The following is an 18,808-nucleotide window of genomic DNA, read 5'->3' on the forward strand; positions in this document are numbered from 1 at the left end:
GGGTTGGCTTTGCGTGTCCATAGAAACATCCGCCCAATCATATCAAAGCCCCATGACGGGGCTTTGATGATGGTATTTAATGATGATGGTCATGGCTGTGCTGATGCCCATGGTCATGATGATGTTTATGCCCTGCATGAGTGTCTTGGCTCATTTGATGATTGTGTTCGTGGTGGTGTTCACCGTGTGCATGACCATGATTGCCATGCCCGCCATGATGATGACCGTGCATGAGATGCATGATGGTGGGCGAGAGCATGACAGACAGTCCCGAGATGAGCATAACAGCTCCACTAAATTTACGCAGGTTAAAGGCTTTAACCTTCTGTTGTAGCCATGACAGTGCCGCCCCCGTCATGATAAGCATGGGCAACGTACCAACCCCAAAGGCGAGCATGAACAGCACGCCCATGATGGGTTCATGCCCTGCCGCCGCCACACTCATCGCCATGACCAGTGCCCCATAGACCAGACCGCAGGGAAGTAGCCCCCACAGCAGACCCGCTCCCAAAGCCTTAGGCAAGCTGTCCATGGGCAGTACCTTCTGGCGGACAGGGGCAAGGCGATTCCACAGACCCAGTCCCACTTTTTCAAGGCGATTTAAAAATGGCACGCCAAGCATGAGTAGGGCGGCAAACACAATCGCCAGACCCAGCACGATACGGGGCAGGGCGTTATCGGTCATGAGCGGAGCAAGCACGCTCTCGCCAATGAGAGTGGCAATGAGCCCAAGAGCCATATAGCTCATCAAACGTCCTGTATGATAGGTTGCGATAAGCATTCCACGCTTTTGGGGGCTTAGGTTTTTCATCGAAATGCCAAAAGCAGTCACAATGCCCCCACACATGCCCATGCAGTGTGGCGACCCCAAAAAGCCCATGGCAAGGGCAGGTACTAATAGAGCGATACTCATGCGTTATCCTTGTGGTGTTGGTTATTTTGGTTTGCCTGGCGAGCGTGATTTAGGGTGTCACGTCGGGCTTGACGGTCGTCTAAGATGATTTGGTCGGGGGCGTTGTCCAAGTCTTCAAACTGGTTGGATTTGACCGCATACACAATCGCCCAAATCGCCACAACGAACAACATAAGACTTAGTGGAATGAGCAGGTAGATACTGACCATGTCATCTCTTTTATAAAAGGTGTTAAAGGTAGAAAGGTGTAAATTCACTCTTGGTTAATGGCGTATTTATTGATAAATTTGGACAAAGGGAAAATGCCCCAGTGCCAACCAATCAACACAAACCAAAATAGGGGTAATATTCTAACATATTTATCCGCTTTGGCGGTTAAGTTTTTTAAAAATCCACAAAAAATTTATGGTTTTAGGGCATGCCTGCCTTTGGTATTTACGATGAAAAACAAGATTTAGCCATGTTTCATGCAAAAATCAATTGAAATTGTCAAACTTTCATCTTATTTTATAAAAATGTTATCAATGGCAGGCACGCCCTAGATAAACATCACTTTTTCTTAAAAATAGATGAAGTTAATTTAATAAGTAGACATCAATAATCTTAGTATTTACAAACAACCATGCACCAAATTTTTATAAAACCACTTGCCACAACCGTAAATTTTTGCGAAAATAAGCCAATTTAACTTTTTGTTCTATATCGATAAAGAGTCGCCATTTGTCACTAGAATCCCTAAAAATCCAATCCCTACCAAGATTTTCCCTAAACTTTGCCGCCAACATCGTCGCTGCCTTGTGGATGTTGGTGGGGTCGGTGCGTGCCTTTAATTGGGTCAAGCCCACGTTTGGGCAGTTTGCTCTGTTTGCTCTGTTGGCGTTGGCGGTCAATATCTTATTGGCGTGGCTGACGGCAAATTTTGGTAGCGACTTTAACGAGCAGGGGCTGATTAGCTACTTGATTTGGCCGACCATCATGCTCATTGCAGGGATTTTGCTTGCCAAGCGTACGCTTAACTACTCACTGCTGTTTGTGCCTGTGATTTTGTGGCTAGTGGCAGATACGCTACTGATTTTGGTGCAAAGTGGCATGCAGTTTTTGAGCTTGCAAAACTGGCTACCAAATTGGATGTATCGCATTTTGCCCGATTTGTTCGTGGCACTGTTTGTGTGGCAGACGGCGGCACTACTGTTGATTTTCGCCAAGCGTTTGCACTGGCAGTGGTGGGAGCGAGTCATCATGATGATAGGGGCGATTGCCCTGTTGGTGGTGTGGCAAAAAAACGTGGCAGACCAACCCATTTTTAAGGTAAAAAACCAAAGCCCGACCATCAGCGAGACTGCCTTTTATGCTCAGCCGATGATTTTGGCAGACCATTTGGCGAACATTGAAAAGTCTGAGACGGGCGAGACCGACTGGTACTTTATGGGTGTGGCAGGATATAGCGAGTTGGATGTCTTTACCAATGAGATAGAGCAGGCAAAACAGCTGTTTGATGTGCGTTTTGGCACAAAGGGCAAATCAATTGCACTCATCAATAACCCAAACACATGGCAGTCTGACCCCATCGCCACTAAGACCAGTATTCACGAGACGCTCCAAACCATCGGCAAACAGATGAATGCCGATGAAGACGTGCTGTTTTTAACGTTAAGCTCACACGGGGCGGTGGATGAGAGCGGTCAGATTTTGGGGGATTTGGTGCTGGATAATCCGCCACTGGATTTGGACGACATTGACCCTGTGTGGCTCAAAGAGACGCTTGACGCATCGGGCATTCGTTGGCGGGTGATTGTCGTCTCATCGTGCTACTCGGGTGCGTTTATTGAGAGTTTGGCATCACCGACCACGCTCATCATCACCGCATCGGCTGCCGATAGAGCGTCTTTTGGGTGTAGTCATAACGCCGATTTGAGTTATTTTGGGCGGGCGTTTTTTGCCGAAGGCTTGCGTGGCGATAAAAACACTTTTGATAATGCCTACGCCTACACCAAAAAGCGAGTGGGCGAGCTAGAAGCACTCATGGGTTTTACGCCATCACAGCCACAGATGTATGTCGGTAGTCTCATGAAAACGGCACTGCCCGAGCTTGAGCAAACGCTTTTTGACAACAGCCAAGAGCCGACCATGCCAGCAGATAGCAAACCTTAACAATAGCAAGCCCTAACACATGCGACATATTAAGGAAAAACCATGACAACTCCCCGACTTGGTGTCAATATTGACCACATTGCCACACTTCGTAACGCCCGTGGCGTGGATTATCCGTGTCCTGTCAAAGGGGCGGTGGTGTGTGAGCAGGCAGGGGCGGACGGCATTACCCTGCACCTGCGAGAAGACCGCCGTCATATCAAGGACGCTGACGTCTATGCCATAAAAAAAACGATTGGCATTCCGATGAACCTAGAAATGGCGGTAACGGACGAGATGCTTGCCATTGCCCGTGATGTCCGCCCCCAGTGGGTATGCCTTGTCCCCGAAAAACGCCAAGAAGTGACGACCGAAGGTGGGCTTGATGTCATGAATAATGACAAATTACCTAGCTTTATCAAAGACTTACAAAATGTCGGTATCAAAGTATCGCTTTTTATAGACCCTGATACCGCCCAGATTGACAGAGCGATAGAGCTTGGGGCAGATGCCATTGAGATTCACACAGGGGCGTATGCCGAGCGTTGCCTTGAAAATAACCAAGACAAAATCGCCCATGAGCTAGACCGTGTCAAAAAAGGCGTAGCATTTGCTTTGTCTAAACACCCGAGCTTTTTGGTAAACGCAGGACATGGACTGACAGTGGATAATGTCGCCCCCATTGCCCAAATTGACGGCATTCATGAATTAAACATCGGGCATAGTATCATTGCTGATAGCGTGTTTGTGGGGCTGGATAAAGCGGTAAAAAACATGAGACAAGCATTCTCTGATTAATCGTTATTGCCATTTATCGCTAAAAACCCCTATTTTATTGTAAAAGTTGGCAACTTTTATGTAATAAACTGTATTTTTTATCAAAAAAAGGTTGTCAAATTCTTATTTTGCCGTTAAGCTATCTCCATCTGTCAGAAAGCTGAATTATTTTTGTAATTTGTATTGAAAAATATTTCCGCTTAATGTTAGAATAGACAGTGATAGTCTAAGTGTGTTTGACTTTATCAAAACCGTCCTTTGGAGGAATTTATGAAACTTAATAAAATCGCTTTGGCATTGGTTACCGCTACTGCTACCGTCGCATCTGCTGGCGTGACTGTAACCCCACTAGTTGGTTACCAATATCAAGACGAAGCTCACAAAAAGCAACGTGAGATTTTCAAGGTTGAAGGTGTAGACTTTAATCCTAATAAAGCAGGTGAGCAAAATGGTGTTGCTCTTGAAAGTGACCTGTATACTGGCGTAGCCCTAGGTGTGGAACTTACCCCATCTACTCAATTCCAAGTAGAATATGGCGTAACTGATACTGATGCAAGAGCTTCAAAAGCTTCTGCCAATGCTCATCCTAGAAACGTATTTGATGCCAAAGAAGAAATCATCTCTGGTAACTTCTTAATCGGCACTGAGCAATTCTCAGGCTACACTAACAATAAGTTCAAGCCTTATGTGCTTATCGGTGCAGGTCAAGCCAAATATAAAGTAGAAAGCCGTGAACAACTTCGTGATGGTACTCCAGCTGGCATAGAAGCATCTGAGTCAAAAGACACCATCGGTAACCTAGGTCTAGGTGCTCGTTACCTAATCAACGACGCTCTAGCTCTACGTGGCGAAGCTCGTGCCGTTCACAACTTTGACAACGCATGGTGGGAAGGTCAAGCCCTAGCAGGTCTTGAAGTGACTCTAGGTGGTCGTTTGGCACCTACCGTACCTGTGGCACCTATTCATGAGCCAGTGGTTCAACCTGTACAAGTACAAGTTGTTGAAGAGCAGTTCATCGACAGTGATGGTGATGGTGTTGCTGACCATCTAGACCTATGCCCAAATACTCCACGCAACGTTGTGGTTGATGCTAATGGTTGCCCAGTTGAGACTGCGGTACAAGAAGACCTACGCATGGAACTTCGTGTATTCTTTGACCGTGACAAGTCAAACATCAAACCACAGTTCCGTGAAGAGGTTGCTAAAGTTGCTGACAAGATGCGTGAGTTCCCGAACGCAACTGCTGCCATCGAAGGTCACGCTTCTAAAGACAGCAAGCGTTCAAGTGCTAAGTACAACCAACGCCTATCTGAAGCTCGTGCAAACGCTGTGAAGTCTATGCTATCTAACGAGTTCGGTATCGCTCCTAACCGTATCTCTGCGGTAGGTTATGGCTTTGACCGTCCTGTAGCACCTAACGATACTGCTGAAAACAAAGCACTTAACCGCCGTGTTTATGCAGTTATCCAAGGTAACAAGGTAACTAACGTTGTAGAAACCAAATAATCTTCTGATTATTCAAAAACCATCCAAAGTAATTTGGGTGGTTTTTTATTTTCTAAAACTTGGCATTTTATATTATTATTGGTCAAATCCATGCTATAATAGACAGCTTTTGTGTAAGTTCTTAATTTGCACCCCTATTTTTATTTAAAATTTTGAGATTTTATGTCAAACAATATCCAACATCTACGCAATATTGCCATTATTGCCCACGTTGACCACGGTAAAACAACCTTGGTTGATAAACTTTTACAACAATCAGGCGCCTTGGGCGAGCGAGCGGGCGAGATTGAACGAGTCATGGACTCAAACGCCCTAGAAAGTGAGCGTGGTATTACCATTCTTGCCAAAAACACCGCCATCAAATGGATGGATAAACGCACCAACACCGAATACCGCATTAACATCGTGGACACCCCCGGACACGCCGACTTTGGTGGTGAGGTGGAGCGTGTGTTATCTATGGTGGACTGTGTGCTACTGCTTGTAGATAGCCAAGAAGGTCCCATGCCACAGACTCGCTTTGTTACCCAAAAGGCGTTTGCCCGTGGTTTAAAGCCGATTGTGATTATCAACAAAATTGATAAACCTGCTGCCCGTGCCGATTGGGTAATCGACCAAGTGTTTGATTTGTTTGATAATCTAGGCGGTACAGACGAACAGCTTGATTTTCCCATCGTTTATGCCTCAGGCATTAACGGCATTGCAGGGCTGTCGCCTGATGAGCCTGCTCCTGACATGACACCATTGTTTGAGACCATTGTGGACATCGTTGAACCACCAAAAGTGGACGTGGACGGTGCATTCCAAATGCAAATTTCAAGCCTTGACTATAACAGCTTTGTGGGTGTGATTGGTGTGGGGCGTATTCAACGTGGCTCTATCAAGACCAACACGCCTGTGGTGGTCGTGGATAAAGACGGCAACAAGCGTAACGGTCGTATCCTAAAAATCATGGGTTATCATGGACTTGAACGTGTGGACGTGGAGTCTGCCCAAGCTGGCGACATCGTCTGCGTGACAGGTATTGACAATCTTAACATCTCGGACACCATTTGCGACCCCAAAAAAGTCGAGGCTTTGCCGGCATTGTCAGTAGATGAACCGACTGTATCGATGACGTTCCAAGTCAATGACAGCCCATTTGCAGGGCGTGAGGGTAAATTTGTCACGTCTCGTAACATTCGTGAACGCCTAGACCGTGAGTTGATTCACAACGTTGCCTTGCGTGTTGAGGATACCGACAGCCCAGACCGCTTTAAGGTGTCGGGTCGTGGTGAGCTACATTTATCTGTCTTGATTGAGAACATGAGACGTGAGGGCTTTGAGCTTGGCGTGTCTCGTCCGGAGGTTATCATCAAAGAGATTGATGGCGTGATGTGTGAGCCGTACGAGAACGTAACTTTTGATGTAGAAGAGCAACATCAAGGGGCGGTCATGGAACAGATGGGCAACCGCAAAGGCGAACTGACCAACATGGAGGTGGATGGTAAAGGTCGTATCCGTATCGAGGCGACCGTGCCATCTCGTGGGCTTATCGGTTTTCGCTCGGAGTTCTTGACCATGACATCTGGTACAGGTATCATGACATCAAGTTTTAGCCATTATGGTGAGATGAAAGAGGGTGCGGTTGCCAAACGTCAAAATGGTGTGCTGATTTCTATGGTAACAGGTACTTGCCTAGGTTATGCTTTGTTTAGCTTGCAGGAGCGTGGGCGACTGTTTGCCAAACCACAGCTTGAAGTCTATGAAGGCATGATTGTGGGTATCAACTCTCGTGGTGATGACATGGTGGTAAACCCAACCAAAGCCAAACAGCTCACCAATATCCGTGCGTCAGGTTCGGACGATGCCATTATTTTGACCCCTGCGTTGGAGTACAGCTTGGAGCAGGCACTTGAATTTATTGAAGATGATGAGCTTGTGGAAGTTACGCCAAAATCTATTCGTATCCGCAAAAAGTATCTGACCGAAAATGACCGTAAGCGTTTTGGTCGCAAAAAGGATGCTTAATTGACAAAAATGATGTCATTATTTAAATATTCTGGTAGTAGTCTAAAAAGTATGTCAAACTAGGTTTTCCGTTCGCCCTGAGCTATGCCTACGGGTAGGAAAACCGTTAGGTTTCCCAAGCTCACCACGAACGGTTTTCTTTGTAGCATACTTTTTGAACCAGAGCCACTTTATCATTTTGGCGTTCATTGTATTTATGCTAATCAAAGGCATGAACAAAATGCGTAGACAAGCCGAAGCAGAGCCAGAAGCTCCTGCCGAACCATCAGAAGAAGTATTGCTACTGCGTGAGATTAGCCAAAAGCTAAGCAAATAATTAGCATGTACCACATCCAAAACCCATCATCTGATAGATGATGGGTTTGTTATTTTAATGGGTTTAGACCTCCTTTTCAAACCGCACAATACTCTCAACATGCCCCGTATGACAAAACATATCCATGACCCCTGCATGAGTCACCCGATAGCCCTGCTCGGCAAGGCGGACGCTATCTCGGGCGAGCGTGGCAGGGTCGCATGAGACATAGACGATACGGCGGGCGTTAAATCGCCCCAGATAATCCATAACCTCCCACGCCCCTGTGCGTGGCGGGTCGATGAGTAGGGCATCCACCTGTCCTACCCACGGTTCGCCTGAAAAATCTTGGGTCAAGTTTTGGGTAAAAAATTCGGTGTTGGTAAGTCCATTGTCTTTGGCATTCATCTTAGCACGCATGACCATATCACGACCACCCTCCACGCCAATGACTTTGCCCGTATCCCCCACGCATTTGGCAAGAGTCAGCGAAAAGTTACCCAGCCCACAAAACAAATCCAGCACCCGCTCGCCTTGTTTTAAATCAAGGAGCCGACAGGCGAGATTTACCATTTGCCGATTGACGGATAAATTAACCTGCGTAAAGTCTGTAGGGCTACTTTGTAAGGTCAAATTAAATTCAGGCAAATGATAAAACAGTCCGCCTGTCGGGGGTGTGGTGTGGCTCATGGGTAGTATCGCCTTGTCGGTGCTGTCAATGCGATAAATGCTATCTACCCCTTTGAGCTGTAAATAGATTTGCCAATTTACCAATTTGCCAAAATGGATAAGTTTGGCGGTGTCAGCTTTGTTGATTGGCTTGGTGTGGCGGACGATAAGAGCCACGCTTGGCAAATCGCCCACTTCTTTGCCTGCATTCTCGCCCACAGCAATTTCTAGGTGGGTAATACTTTCCTTGACTTTTAGCGTTTTTAAAAGGCGTTTTAAGTCATCTAATTTATCGCCCACACGCTGATCCAAAATCGGACAAGTGTCAATGTCTGTCAAAAAATTGCTTGCCCGCTCACGAAAGCCCACAATGAGCCTGCCTGTCTTGGGTAGATAACGCACGCCCAGACGAGCTTTGGTGCGATAATGCGTTCTGTCGCCCACGATTGGCGGTAGCCACGTGGCAGGGGTAATGCCTGATTTGGTAAGGTGGTTTTGTAGGACAGACTGTTTGTGCCGAATCTGCTCGTCCACGTCAAAATGTTGCAGGGTGCAACCGCCACACACCCCAAAATGCGGACAAATGGGAGCAGTGCGGTGAGGGCTTGGGGTTAGCACGCCCGAGCAGTCGGCTTCATCATAGCTTTTTTTGGATTTGGTAAGATGTACCGTTACCGTCTCAGTGGGCAGGGCGTGGCTTATGAAGACTTTTTTGCCCGATTTGTCGCCATGCGTGTCGTCATAGGTTGCGATGCCACGTCCGTCATGGGTTAGGGCGGTGATGTGTAGGGTGATGGGCGTTTGGGTTTGCTCGAATTTGGTTAAATGGTGGGTCATGACTGCCTATTTTGTTGGGTATCATAAAAAGGGCATTATATCATTATTGTGGGTGGGCATTGGTATTTTTAGTGTTTGGCATTATAATAATCAAATTCTTTTGATGTTTTAAAAAATAAACATCATCAAAGTCAAATATGCCCATGCCAAACCATTTATTAGGAAAATTATGTGCCAGTTATGTAACATCAACCCCTTTGTCATTCATGACGCCCTAGTCGATGAGCATGACAATACCAAGCCGTCTGCTGATGAAAAAAGCGATAATGAGAATCCCGACAGCGAGCAGGCTTACCCTGTATCAGGCGGTGCGTTGTGATTTTTGCCAGTCATGAGCCGTTTTTGCAGTCCAAGGCTCAGATGCTCATCATGCCCGTTAGTACAGACGGTAACATTGCCCACCCTGTCATCGCACGGTGCAAAGGCTTGTATGCCGACAACTACGAGCATTACCCAAAAAAGGCAATCGGGGGCGAGCTGTCGCTGGGCGATGCGATGGTGTTTCGCATCTCTAAGCAGACCACGGGGCTTGGCGTGCAGATGGGTGGGGCGGAGTATGTCGGTAGTCTTGTTATCCAAAAATTCCCCGAACAGCCCATCAGCGTGCGAATGCTCAAACACTCCCTGACTGCCCTAAAACCACACGTTTATGAACTCATGCGATATAAAGGGCTAAGGCGTGTGGCGATACTGGGGTCGGCTCTGCTTGTCAAGAACGCCACCGCCCAAGAGGGCAGTACGGTAGAATGGCTCACCGCCGAGCATATCATGAACGTGTGCCAAGACGTGTTAGGGGACGTGCCAAAACTTACCGTCGAAGTGCATTTTGGGCGAAATATACCTCTATCTTTTGCAAAAAATGCTTGAAAATGGCGATGGCTTCGGCTATAATGCACACCACTTGCGAACGTGGTGGAATTGGTAGACACGCTATCTTGAGGGGGTAGTGCTTCACGGCGTGAGGGTTCAAGTCCCTCCGTTCGCACCAAATATTCCTTTAAAAATCAAAGGCTTAGTCTGTATAATAGGGCTAAGCCTTTTTTGTAGTTAAAATTGGGTTGTAAGGCTTTATTTGCAAGGGGTTGAGTGTACTCATGCAAATGTAGCATGACAAAGGTGAATTTGCAAGCAGTGACCACACAAAGCAAGAAAACAAGATTCTTAATTTCTATAATGCGACTAAACTCCATTTATCTTTAAGTCAGAAAGATGAGATTACAGGAAAAACTTTGACTTTTACGCCTTATGAGTAGAAATTTATTTTAGACAAAGCGTAAATAACTCTTGAGTTTCTTACAGCCTTAATGAGTTGTCATTATTATTTATCATTTACCAAAAAATCCGCCCCATGCAGAGCGGATTTTTTGCCAAGGTTGGTGATTAACCACCAAAGTCATCAAGCAAGATGTTTTCATCTTCTACACCCAAGTCTTTGAGCATTTTGATGACGGCGGCGTTCATGACAGGAGGCCCACACATGTAGAATTCACAGTCTTCTGGGGCAGGGTGGTCTTTTAGGTAGTTTTCATACAGAACGTTGTGAATAAAGCCTGTATAGCCTTCCCAGTTATCCTCAGGTTGTGGGTCGGATAGGGCGACATGCCATTCAAAGTTGTCAAACTCAGCGGCCAGACCGTCATAATCTTCAACATAGAACATTTCACGCTTACTTCTGGCACCGTACCAAAAGCTGATTTTGCGGTCGGATTTTAGGCGTTTTAGTTGGTCAAAAATGTGCGAACGCATCGGTGCCATACCTGCACCGCCCCCAATGAATACCATTTCGGCCTTGGTGTCTTTGGCAAAGAACTCACCATAAGGGCCAGATACGGTAATTTTATCCCCTGGTTTTAGGCTAAACACATACGATGACATTTTACCGGGAGGAATGCCTTCTGGACCTCGTGGCGGTGGGCTTGCGATACGAATGTTAAACTTGATGATGCCTTTTTCTTCGGGATAGTTTGCCATAGAGTAGGCACGAATCACAGGCTCATCAACCTTGGACGTATAACGCCATAGGTTAAAGTTGTCCCAGTCTTCGTGGTATTCTTTGGCAATGTCAAAGTCCTTATAATGCACTTCGTGCGGTGGGGCTTCTAGCTGTACATAGCCACCTGCACGGAAAGGTACGACTTCGCCCTCTGGGATTTTCAGGGTAAGCTCTTTAATGAATGTTGCCACGTTATCATTAGAGATAACCTCACATTCCCATTTTTTAACATCAAAAAATTCAGGGTCAATCTCGATTTTCATGTCTTGCTTGACGGCAACTTGACACGCCAAACGCATACCCTCACGAATCTCGCCTTGGGTAAAATGACCTTCTTCGGTAGGTAGGATAGAACCGCCACCGTCCAATACTTTACAACGACATTGACCGCAAGTACCACCGCCGCCACAGGCTGACGACAAGAAAATGCCTTCGCCTGCAAGGGTCTGCAAGAGCTTGCCACCTGCGGCGGTTGTTACGTTGTTGTCGGGATTGTCGTTAATGTTAATTGTTACCTTGCCTGAGCTGACAAGGCGTGAGCGTGCCACCAAGATGACCACCACCAAACCCATGATGATGGCGGTAAACATGATGACACCACTGATTGCTGTACCAAACATGGTTTCTCCTTATAAGCTCATACCGCCGAATGACATAAAGCCAAGCGACATCAGTCCGACAGTGATGAAGGTAATGCCAAGACCACGAAGGGGGGCGGGTACGTCTGAGTATTTGAGCTTCTCACGAAGTCCTGCCAATGCCGTAATCGCCAATGCCCAACCAAAGCCAGAACCCACGCCATAGACGATAGATTCACCAAAGTTGTAATCACGTTCTACCATAAATAGCACGCCACCCATGATCGCACAGTTTACCGTGATAAGTGGCAAGAATACGCCTAGGGCGTTGTAGAGTGCTGGCATGAATTTGTCCAAAAACATCTCTAAGATTTGGACGGTTGCCGCAATCAGAGCGATGTAGCTAAGTAGTCCCAAGAAAGACAGATCGGTATTTGGCATGCCTGCCCACGCCAATGCCCCGTCTTTTAGTAGGAATTGGTAAAGCAGGTTGTTTAGCGGAACAGTAACCGCCATAACCACAACGACCGCAACGCCCAGACCGATGGCGGTTGAGACCTTTTTGGAGACAGCGATGAACGTACACATACCCAAGAAAAAGGCAAGAGCCATGTTTTCAATGAATACGGACGTGATGAATAAACTGATATAGTGTCCCATTAGTGTGCCCCTCCCTTAGAATTTGGTGCGATGACAAACTCCGCAGGTTCTTGTTGCTCAGGTTTCCAGTAACGCACAATGGCGATGAACAGAGCGATGACAAAGAACGATGACGGTGGCAACAACAGCAAGCCATTTGGGATATACCAACCGCCGTCTGTGGCTTTTTCTAAAAGCTGAATGCCAAACCAGCTACCGTTACCGATGATTTCACGGATACTTGCCACAAAAATCAGTACGGTTGAGTAGCCCAAGCCGTTGCCAATACCGTCAATAAAACTTGGGATTGGTGGGTTGCTCATGGCGTAGGCTTCGGCACGACCCATAACGATACAGTTGGTGATGATAAGACCGATGAACGCACCTAACGATTTGGCGGTGTCATAGGCGACTGCTTTTAGGATTTGCTCAACCACAATAACTAATGACGCAATCACGACCATTTGTACGATAATACGAATCGATGACGGGATATTGTTACGAATGATTGAGATAAAAAAGCTAGAAAATGCCGTAACGAGCGTGAGTGCAATACACATGACAAGGGCGTTTTGCACGCTCGTGGTAACCGCCAATGCCGAACAAATACCAAGGATTTGCAGGGCAATGGGGTTGTTATTAAAAATCGGCGTGGTTAAAATCTTTTTGGTATCCGCCATGATTATGCTCCTTTACCGCCAGCTGTGCCAGCTTTTAGGTTGTCTAAAAACGGCTGATAACCGTCTTTGCCCAGCCAAAACTGAATCATGTTATGCACGCCACGACCTGTTAGGGTGGCACCACTAATGCCATCTACTTCGGTAGGTTTGGCAGTGCCTGCTTTGGCAACACCCATGATGACCTCACCGTTATCGTTGTGAACTTTTTTGTCCAACCATTGGGCACGCCAAGGCTCTTCGGTGATACGAGAACCCAGACCGGGGGTTTCTTTGTGCTGGTAGAAGTTTACGCCTTTAATGGTGTTAAAGTCCTTATCAAGGGTAAGCAGTCCATAGATTTGACCCCATAGACCCGCCCCATGAAAAGGCAGAACGAGCGTCTCAATCTCACCACTGGCGTTTTTGGCGACATAGGCTTTACCGAATTTTGGCTTGCCACCAATGGCAGCAATGTCGTTTTCAAGTGGTGTGCTAAGGCTTGGGGTGCGAGCCGCTTTGGCAATGTCATAGTTTGCCACGTCTGTGATGCCTGCACTTTGGGCTTCTTCTTCGGTGGCAAATTTGCCGGTTTCTAGATTGACAAGATGAACTTCAAACTCTTTAAAGCGTTCTGCCACCACCGCATTTGACTCAGTATTTGGGTCAAATTTACCTGCGGCGATAAGGACGTTTTTGTTAAAATCTAGGGTGCTGTTGGCAGTTTGCTTGGGTTTTAGACCCACCGCAACGGCTGACACCATGACCGAACAGACAAGGCACAGCACCAAAGCGGTTACAAGGGTTGTAACGTTACTATTTTTGGCTGACATGAGCTAGTCTCCGTGCTGTTTGACGTTTGATGTTGGCTTGTTTGACAAAGTAGTCAAATAGCGGTGCAAATAGGTTGGCAAACAAAATGGCAAGCATGATACCTTCTGGGAAAGCAGGGTTTACCACACGAATGGCAACCGTCATAAAGCCGATGAGCAAGCCATAGCACCAGCGACCTGTGTTGGTGTGGGCGGCTGATACTGGGTCTGTTGCCATAAAGACTGCACCAAACATAAAGCCACCTATGACCAAATGCCAATGGGGGGCAAGGCTCATCATTGGGTTGGTCTCAGAACCAATCATATTAAAGATAAAGGCAGTTACCACAAGACCGATGACCGCCCCTGCAATCACACGCCAGCTGGCAATTTTGGTGTACATGAGTACCGCACCACCGATAAGAATGGCAAGGGTTGAGACTTCGCCGATAGAGCCTTGCATGTTGCCCAAAAAGGCTTGACCCCAAGAGATGGTCTGACCATAAGCGTCTGCAAAAGCATTAGACGGCACACCTGCGGCAGCTTGACCTAGGGGAGTTGCACCGCTATAACCGTCCACGTTGTTTAAGCCTTTAACAGCCGTCCACACCGCATCGCCTGACATATAGGCAGGGTAGGCAAAGTACAAGAACGCACGACCTGCCAAGGCGGGGTTAAGAAAGTTCTTGCCCGTACCACCAAAGACTTCTTTTGCCACGACCACACCAAAGCTGATGCCTAGGGCAACTTGCCAAAGCGGAATGTCAGGCGGTAGCGATAGGGCAAATAGGACAGACGTAACGAAAAAGCCTTCGTTTACTTCGTGTCCACGCACCACGGCAAAGATAATCTCCCACAAGATACCGACCGCAAAGGTGACGATATAAATGGGCAAAAACTGCATCGCCCCATAAACCACACAAGCAAGGATGCTATTTGGGTCATAGCCGACCATGCCTGTAATGGCAGTACGCCAGCCTGTTGGGACAATGCCAAAATGCTGTATGGCACTCAAGGCCTGAAAGCCGACATTGTACATCCCCCAAAACATGGCAGGGAAAGTACAGAGCCACACGGTAATCATCATCCGTTTTAGGTCGATACCATCACGGACGTGGGAGGCGCTGTATGTTTGTGAGCTTGGCTGACGAAAAAATGTGTCAAACATCTCAAAAACAGCATAGTATTTTTCGTATTTACCGCCTTTGGCAAAGGACGGCTCCATACGGTCAAAGATATTGTGAATAAATTTCATCGTTTAGCCTTCCTGCTCAATACGGGTCAAGTTATCACGCAAAATATCGCCAAACTCATATTTACCAGGCGATACAAAGGTGCAAAGCGCCAAGTCTTCTTCGTCAAGCTCTAGTGCACCAAGCTCCACCGCTTCGACGATGTCGCCTACGATGAGCGAGCGAAGTAGCTGAGTGGGTAGGTAGTCTTGGGGCATGACGGTTTCAAACGAACCGATTGGCACCATGGCACGGGGTGAGCCGTTGGTACTTGTGGTAAAGGCGTATTTTTTGCCTTTAAAAAATTGAGAAATATAAATCGGTAGCGTTGAAAAACGGTTGGCACCTAAGGTAAAAAAGTGCATGGCAGGGCGTTCACGACCTTCGACCAGCACCGAGACTTGATTGTGAAAACGTCCAAGATACGCCACCGCACCGCTTGCCTTACGACCTGACAGCACCGACCCTGAGATGATACGGTTGTCATCGCCATTTAGCTCGCCATGGGTTAAGGCGTTCAAATCCGCCCCACGAGTGGTTTTGATAAGGCGTGGGTTTTTGACGACCGTACCAGCTAGGCTAATGGTGCGTTCGGTGTGAATCTTACCTGTGGTAAAGAGCTTACCAATGGCAATCACGTCTTGATAACCGATTGTCCACACGGTTACGCCACGAGCTAAGGGGTGCAAAAAGTGAATGTGCGTGCCTGCGTTGCCAGCAGGGTGAACGCCGTCAAAACCGTGATATTCAACACTGCCTGCAATATTGGTGGCTTTGGTTGGGGCGGTTTTGCCATGACAAACAAGCGTTTTTGGCGATAGGGTAGAGATGACGGCAAGACCACTGTTAAAATCATCAATATTGGCATTGATGATATCGGCAGGGTCAGCACTTAAGGGGTTAGTGTCGGTTGCGGTAACAAAAATCGCTGACGGCGTGCTGTCAAGTTCAGGGGTACGGCTAAAAGGACGGGTACGAAACGCTGTCCATTCGCCAGCGTCATTGAGCTGTGATATCACTTCTTCACGAGATAGCTTGGCAAGGCTGTCTTTGGCGTGGGTTTTAAAGCCAATCTCATCGCCTTGGGCAACTTCAATGACGAGGCTCTCAAACACACGTCGCTCGCCACGGTTGATGGCGATGACCTTACCTGAGACGGGGGCGGTGTATTTGACCCCCAGACGCTTTTTGTCTTCAAACACCACCTGTCCTTTGGCGACCGTATCGCCTTCCTTGACGTGCATGGTCGGACGCATACCGATATAATCATAACCGATAAGGGCGACATGAGTAGGTGTGTGTTCGCTAATTTCTTTGGTTGGCTCGCCTGTGATAGGCAAATCCAACCCCTTTTTTATGGTAATCATAAGCGGATACTCACTCTGAGTGAAATGACCATGCCAGACTCCTGTTGGTACACACGAGAGCTTTAACGCTGACCTTAAACTCCTTAACAACACGTTAATGCTTGTAGTTACAGTGGCGACTGGCTACCTGTTTTGATGAACGTTTAGGGCGTGTTAATTAAAATTTAGATGAATAAGACTTGACAAATCTCTGTCCATGACCGTAACTCATCACGTTTAACACGTCCTAACAATCGTTCTCTTGCCCAAATTAGGCATGAAGATTCTATCTATTATACGCTAAACTTTGATAAATTTACAGAAATTTTTGAGAAATATTAAGTGTAAATGGTTGATTGTCATGATTATGTCAAAAAGATATGAGACAAGATGGGGCGTAATTTTACAAATGATAATTGTTTATAAAAATATCACCCAAAACGGAAAAACGCCCCATTGATGACAAATGCCACGCTCCACACGCAGATAAGTAGCACGTGAAATCCCATGACTTTTAATGTATTGGCGGTATGCGTGCCATTTTCTAGCTTTTTAACTACCCGAAAACGGGCGTGCAAGGCGGTGAGTATCGTCAAGATAAGCCATGTTAATTTACCATGCACAAGGGCGGTCAGCATGCCCATGTTTTGCCCCCAAAGTGATGGGGGTAGTAGGGTTGTTAGCATATAAAAGCCTGTTATCACTTGCACGGCAAGGGCGGTCATGCCCAAGGGTTCATAGCTTTTTTCAAAGGCTAAAAATCCTGCCACGTCATTGTGGCGGATAAAATTGGGCATTAGGCGGATAAGCAGGTATAAATGCCCACCCACCCAAATGCTGGCTCCAAATAAATGTACAATCAAGGCAATTTTATACATGGTTTTTTCCAACTTGGTTATATGAGTGTGATAAATGATTGGGTTTTTTGAGTGGTTTTATTTTAAATTTATTTTAAAAACTATTTTCTCCGACCTGCTCTAAATACAAAAGGGTCATCATAAAAATCAGGGTTGGCATTATCCCAAAAATACGGTGCACCCAATATCGGCAGAGGATTTAATTGGCGTGGTGTAATATCATCTTTTAAAAAGTTATTTAAATGTTCTGATAATTGATTGTCCAACATGGCTAATTGCTCGTTGAGTGATTTGGCAAAAAATGACGAATGAACTTTGATAATCACGGTATGGCTACATAAGGATTTGTAGGGGCTGATGAGTTGCTCCAATAACGCATGACCGAAGATAAAGACTTTGGCTTTTTTGTTGTTGTCATGATGATAATCTGCCCAATATTCACGGTTATCCACCAAGCACGTTTGCCAATCAAAACCCACCAAGGCTTGCCTAATGGTAGTGCCAATCTCATCATCGGCGACAACAAGTATCGCCCCATTTTCATCAAATACGGTAATGGTATCTCGCACACGGTTACGTCCGTTGGCGGTGTGGTTGTCGCCCATGTGGGCGAGATGTTTGGTATTAAGTAGCGATTTGGTATGGGGAAAAACCGACCACACGCACGCCCCAAACCAGTCGTGCAGATTATCACGGGTTGGGATTTTGTGGTGTTGTCCGATGTGGGTTTCGTACGCTGTGCCGTGTTCTAGGTCGTTTTGATGGGTAAAGGCAAGTGGGCAGTTTTGGTGATTTTTTAGGGCAATATCATTGTCAGCAAAATAGCCATTTAACCACTCAAACAGTGGCAGGGCAGGGCGGTTGGCATATGCTTGATGAATGGGCAAATACGGGGCAAGCCAAGGGGCGGACGGGTCAATGGTGGCAAAGTCGTGCAAAAAGTCGTGTGAAAAATCGGACATGATGACATTAACAGGCGGTAGAATCATCGTGAGCATAGCATATTTTGTAAGCTTTGGGTAGTCGGCTTTTGGGGGTAGGGCGTCATAAAAAACTTGCATATTTTCGCACTTGCGTTTAATATGGCGATTATTTATAAAGATGAGAGTATATGATGACCCTATCGCAAACATTTGCCCCTAAATTCATGGCGTTGGCACTGGTCGGCACATTGGCATTGTCAGGCTGTTCGGTGTTTCGTGTGTATACCATTGATTTGCCCCAAGGCACGCCCATCACGTCCGCTCAGGCATCGCAGGTGCAAGTAGGCATGACCGCCGACCAAGTGACCTATTTGCTTGGTAGCCCTGCCATGAAAGACACGCTAAACCCGAACCGCTTTGACTATCTGTATGACTACACCGCAGGCACAGACGGCAAGCGAGCGGGCAAAAAAGACATCAAAAACGCCAGTCAGTACCTGTCTATCTTTTTTGAAAATGGGCGTGTGGTGCGTATCGCAGGGCGTGAATCACTGCCAAGAAGAAATCAGTAATTAGGGCGTGCCTGCCCTTTATAACACAATTTGTAATTTAAATATTTTACCCCACTCTCAACT

18 protein-coding genes, 1 tRNA gene and 1 pseudogene are annotated in these 18,808 nt (G+C 46.7%); 9 read left to right on the forward strand and 11 right to left on the reverse strand.

Going from position 1 to position 18,808, the window contains the following annotated elements; translation table 11 throughout:
* Positions 1-76: 76 nt before the first annotated feature.
* Both B0182_RS15045 and ccoS read right to left on the reverse strand, forming a co-directional pair.
* Positions 77-913, reverse strand: a complete 837-nt coding sequence (locus B0182_RS15045) for a sulfite exporter TauE/SafE family protein (RefSeq protein WP_078273005.1) — start codon at positions 911-913, stop codon at positions 77-79.
* Positions 910-1,122: a cbb3-type cytochrome oxidase assembly protein CcoS gene (ccoS, locus tag B0182_RS00120; protein ID WP_036387736.1), complete on the reverse strand. Its 213-nt coding sequence runs from the start codon at positions 1,120-1,122 to the stop codon at positions 910-912. The genes B0182_RS15045 and ccoS overlap by 4 nt, the downstream gene beginning before the upstream one ends.
* Before the next feature lie 511 nt (positions 1,123-1,633).
* Between ccoS and B0182_RS00130 the strand changes: the two genes are divergently transcribed.
* From B0182_RS00130 to B0182_RS00150, 5 genes and pseudogenes are all read left to right on the forward strand, one after another.
* On the forward strand, positions 1,634-3,064 hold the full coding sequence (locus B0182_RS00130) for a C13 family peptidase (protein WP_078273007.1): 1,431 nt from the start codon (positions 1,634-1,636) through the stop codon (positions 3,062-3,064).
* Positions 3,065-3,106: 42 nt separating this feature from the next.
* Complete coding sequence (locus B0182_RS00135) at positions 3,107-3,841, forward strand: pyridoxine 5'-phosphate synthase (protein ID WP_078273008.1); 735 nt, start codon at positions 3,107-3,109, stop codon at positions 3,839-3,841.
* 249 nt (positions 3,842-4,090) lie between these two features.
* The gene (locus B0182_RS00140; protein WP_078273009.1) at positions 4,091-5,326 is read left to right on the forward strand and encodes an OmpA family protein; all 1,236 of its coding nucleotides are present in this window, start codon (positions 4,091-4,093) and stop codon (positions 5,324-5,326) included.
* 162 nt (positions 5,327-5,488) lie between these two features.
* Positions 5,489-7,336, forward strand: a complete 1,848-nt coding sequence (gene typA / locus B0182_RS00145; protein ID WP_078273010.1) for a translational GTPase TypA — start codon at positions 5,489-5,491, stop codon at positions 7,334-7,336.
* Between the two features lie 139 nt (positions 7,337-7,475).
* Positions 7,476-7,652 (forward strand): annotated as a pseudogene (locus tag B0182_RS00150) (MscL family protein); the annotation flags it as partial.
* 63 nt (positions 7,653-7,715) lie between these two features.
* On the opposite strand, the gene rlmD reads toward B0182_RS00150, so the two are convergent.
* Positions 7,716-9,137, reverse strand: a complete 1,422-nt coding sequence (gene rlmD / locus B0182_RS00155) for a 23S rRNA (uracil(1939)-C(5))-methyltransferase RlmD (RefSeq protein WP_078273011.1) — start codon at positions 9,135-9,137, stop codon at positions 7,716-7,718.
* Positions 9,138-9,306: 169 nt separating this feature from the next.
* On the opposite strand from rlmD, the gene B0182_RS14105 reads away from it, so the two are divergent.
* From B0182_RS14105 to B0182_RS00165, 3 genes are all read left to right on the forward strand, one after another.
* The gene (locus tag B0182_RS14105; protein WP_158079577.1) at positions 9,307-9,456 is read left to right on the forward strand and encodes a hypothetical protein; all 150 of its coding nucleotides are present in this window, start codon (positions 9,307-9,309) and stop codon (positions 9,454-9,456) included.
* Positions 9,453-10,004 (forward strand): hypothetical protein, encoded by a 552-nt coding sequence (locus B0182_RS00160; protein WP_078273012.1) that lies wholly within the window; start codon positions 9,453-9,455, stop codon positions 10,002-10,004. The genes B0182_RS14105 and B0182_RS00160 overlap by 4 nt, the downstream gene beginning before the upstream one ends.
* Positions 10,005-10,040: 36 nt before the next feature.
* Positions 10,041-10,125: transfer RNA gene (locus B0182_RS00165), tRNA-Leu, on the forward strand.
* A 392-nt stretch (positions 10,126-10,517) separates the two neighbouring features.
* On the opposite strand, the gene nqrF is transcribed toward B0182_RS00165, so the two are convergent.
* The 8 genes from nqrF to B0182_RS00205 all read right to left on the reverse strand — a co-directional run bounded on the left by nqrF (position 10,518) and on the right by B0182_RS00205 (position 18,311).
* Entirely contained in the window at positions 10,518-11,750 is a 1,233-nt protein-coding gene (nqrF, locus tag B0182_RS00170) for an NADH:ubiquinone reductase (Na(+)-transporting) subunit F (protein WP_078273013.1), read from the reverse strand.
* Between the two features lie 9 nt (positions 11,751-11,759).
* Positions 11,760-12,368, reverse strand: coding sequence for an NADH:ubiquinone reductase (Na(+)-transporting) subunit E (nqrE, locus tag B0182_RS00175; RefSeq protein WP_029103013.1), 609 nt, complete (start codon positions 12,366-12,368; stop codon positions 11,760-11,762).
* Positions 12,368-13,027 (reverse strand): NADH:ubiquinone reductase (Na(+)-transporting) subunit D, encoded by a 660-nt coding sequence (locus B0182_RS00180; RefSeq protein WP_029103012.1) that lies wholly within the window; start codon positions 13,025-13,027, stop codon positions 12,368-12,370. The genes nqrE and B0182_RS00180 overlap by 1 nt, the downstream gene beginning before the upstream one ends.
* Positions 13,028-13,029: 2 nt before the next feature.
* Positions 13,030-13,836 (reverse strand): Na(+)-translocating NADH-quinone reductase subunit C, encoded by an 807-nt coding sequence (locus B0182_RS00185; RefSeq protein WP_078273014.1) that lies wholly within the window; start codon positions 13,834-13,836, stop codon positions 13,030-13,032.
* The gene (locus B0182_RS00190; protein ID WP_078273015.1) at positions 13,820-15,070 is read right to left on the reverse strand and encodes an NADH:ubiquinone reductase (Na(+)-transporting) subunit B; all 1,251 of its coding nucleotides are present in this window, start codon (positions 15,068-15,070) and stop codon (positions 13,820-13,822) included. Before B0182_RS00190 ends, B0182_RS00185 begins: the two co-directional genes overlap by 17 nt.
* 3 nt (positions 15,071-15,073) lie before the next feature.
* On the reverse strand, positions 15,074-16,414 hold the full coding sequence (locus B0182_RS00195) for a Na(+)-translocating NADH-quinone reductase subunit A (protein ID WP_078273016.1): 1,341 nt from the start codon (positions 16,412-16,414) through the stop codon (positions 15,074-15,076).
* Between the two features lie 410 nt (positions 16,415-16,824).
* Entirely contained in the window at positions 16,825-17,271 is a 447-nt protein-coding gene (locus B0182_RS00200; RefSeq protein WP_078273017.1) for a hypothetical protein, read from the reverse strand.
* A gap of 80 nt (positions 17,272-17,351) precedes the next feature.
* Positions 17,352-18,311, reverse strand: coding sequence for a DUF3025 domain-containing protein (locus tag B0182_RS00205; protein WP_228157751.1), 960 nt, complete (start codon positions 18,309-18,311; stop codon positions 17,352-17,354).
* A gap of 86 nt (positions 18,312-18,397) precedes the next feature.
* Here B0182_RS00205 and B0182_RS00210 point away from each other — a divergent pair, with 86 nt between their 5' ends.
* Complete coding sequence (locus B0182_RS00210) at positions 18,398-18,745, forward strand: outer membrane protein assembly factor BamE (RefSeq protein ID WP_112742774.1); 348 nt, start codon at positions 18,398-18,400, stop codon at positions 18,743-18,745.
* Positions 18,746-18,808: the final 63 nt, after the last annotated feature.

This window comes from Moraxella bovis (assembly GCF_002014975.1).
Taxonomy (GTDB): domain Bacteria; phylum Pseudomonadota; class Gammaproteobacteria; order Pseudomonadales; family Moraxellaceae; genus Moraxella; species Moraxella bovis.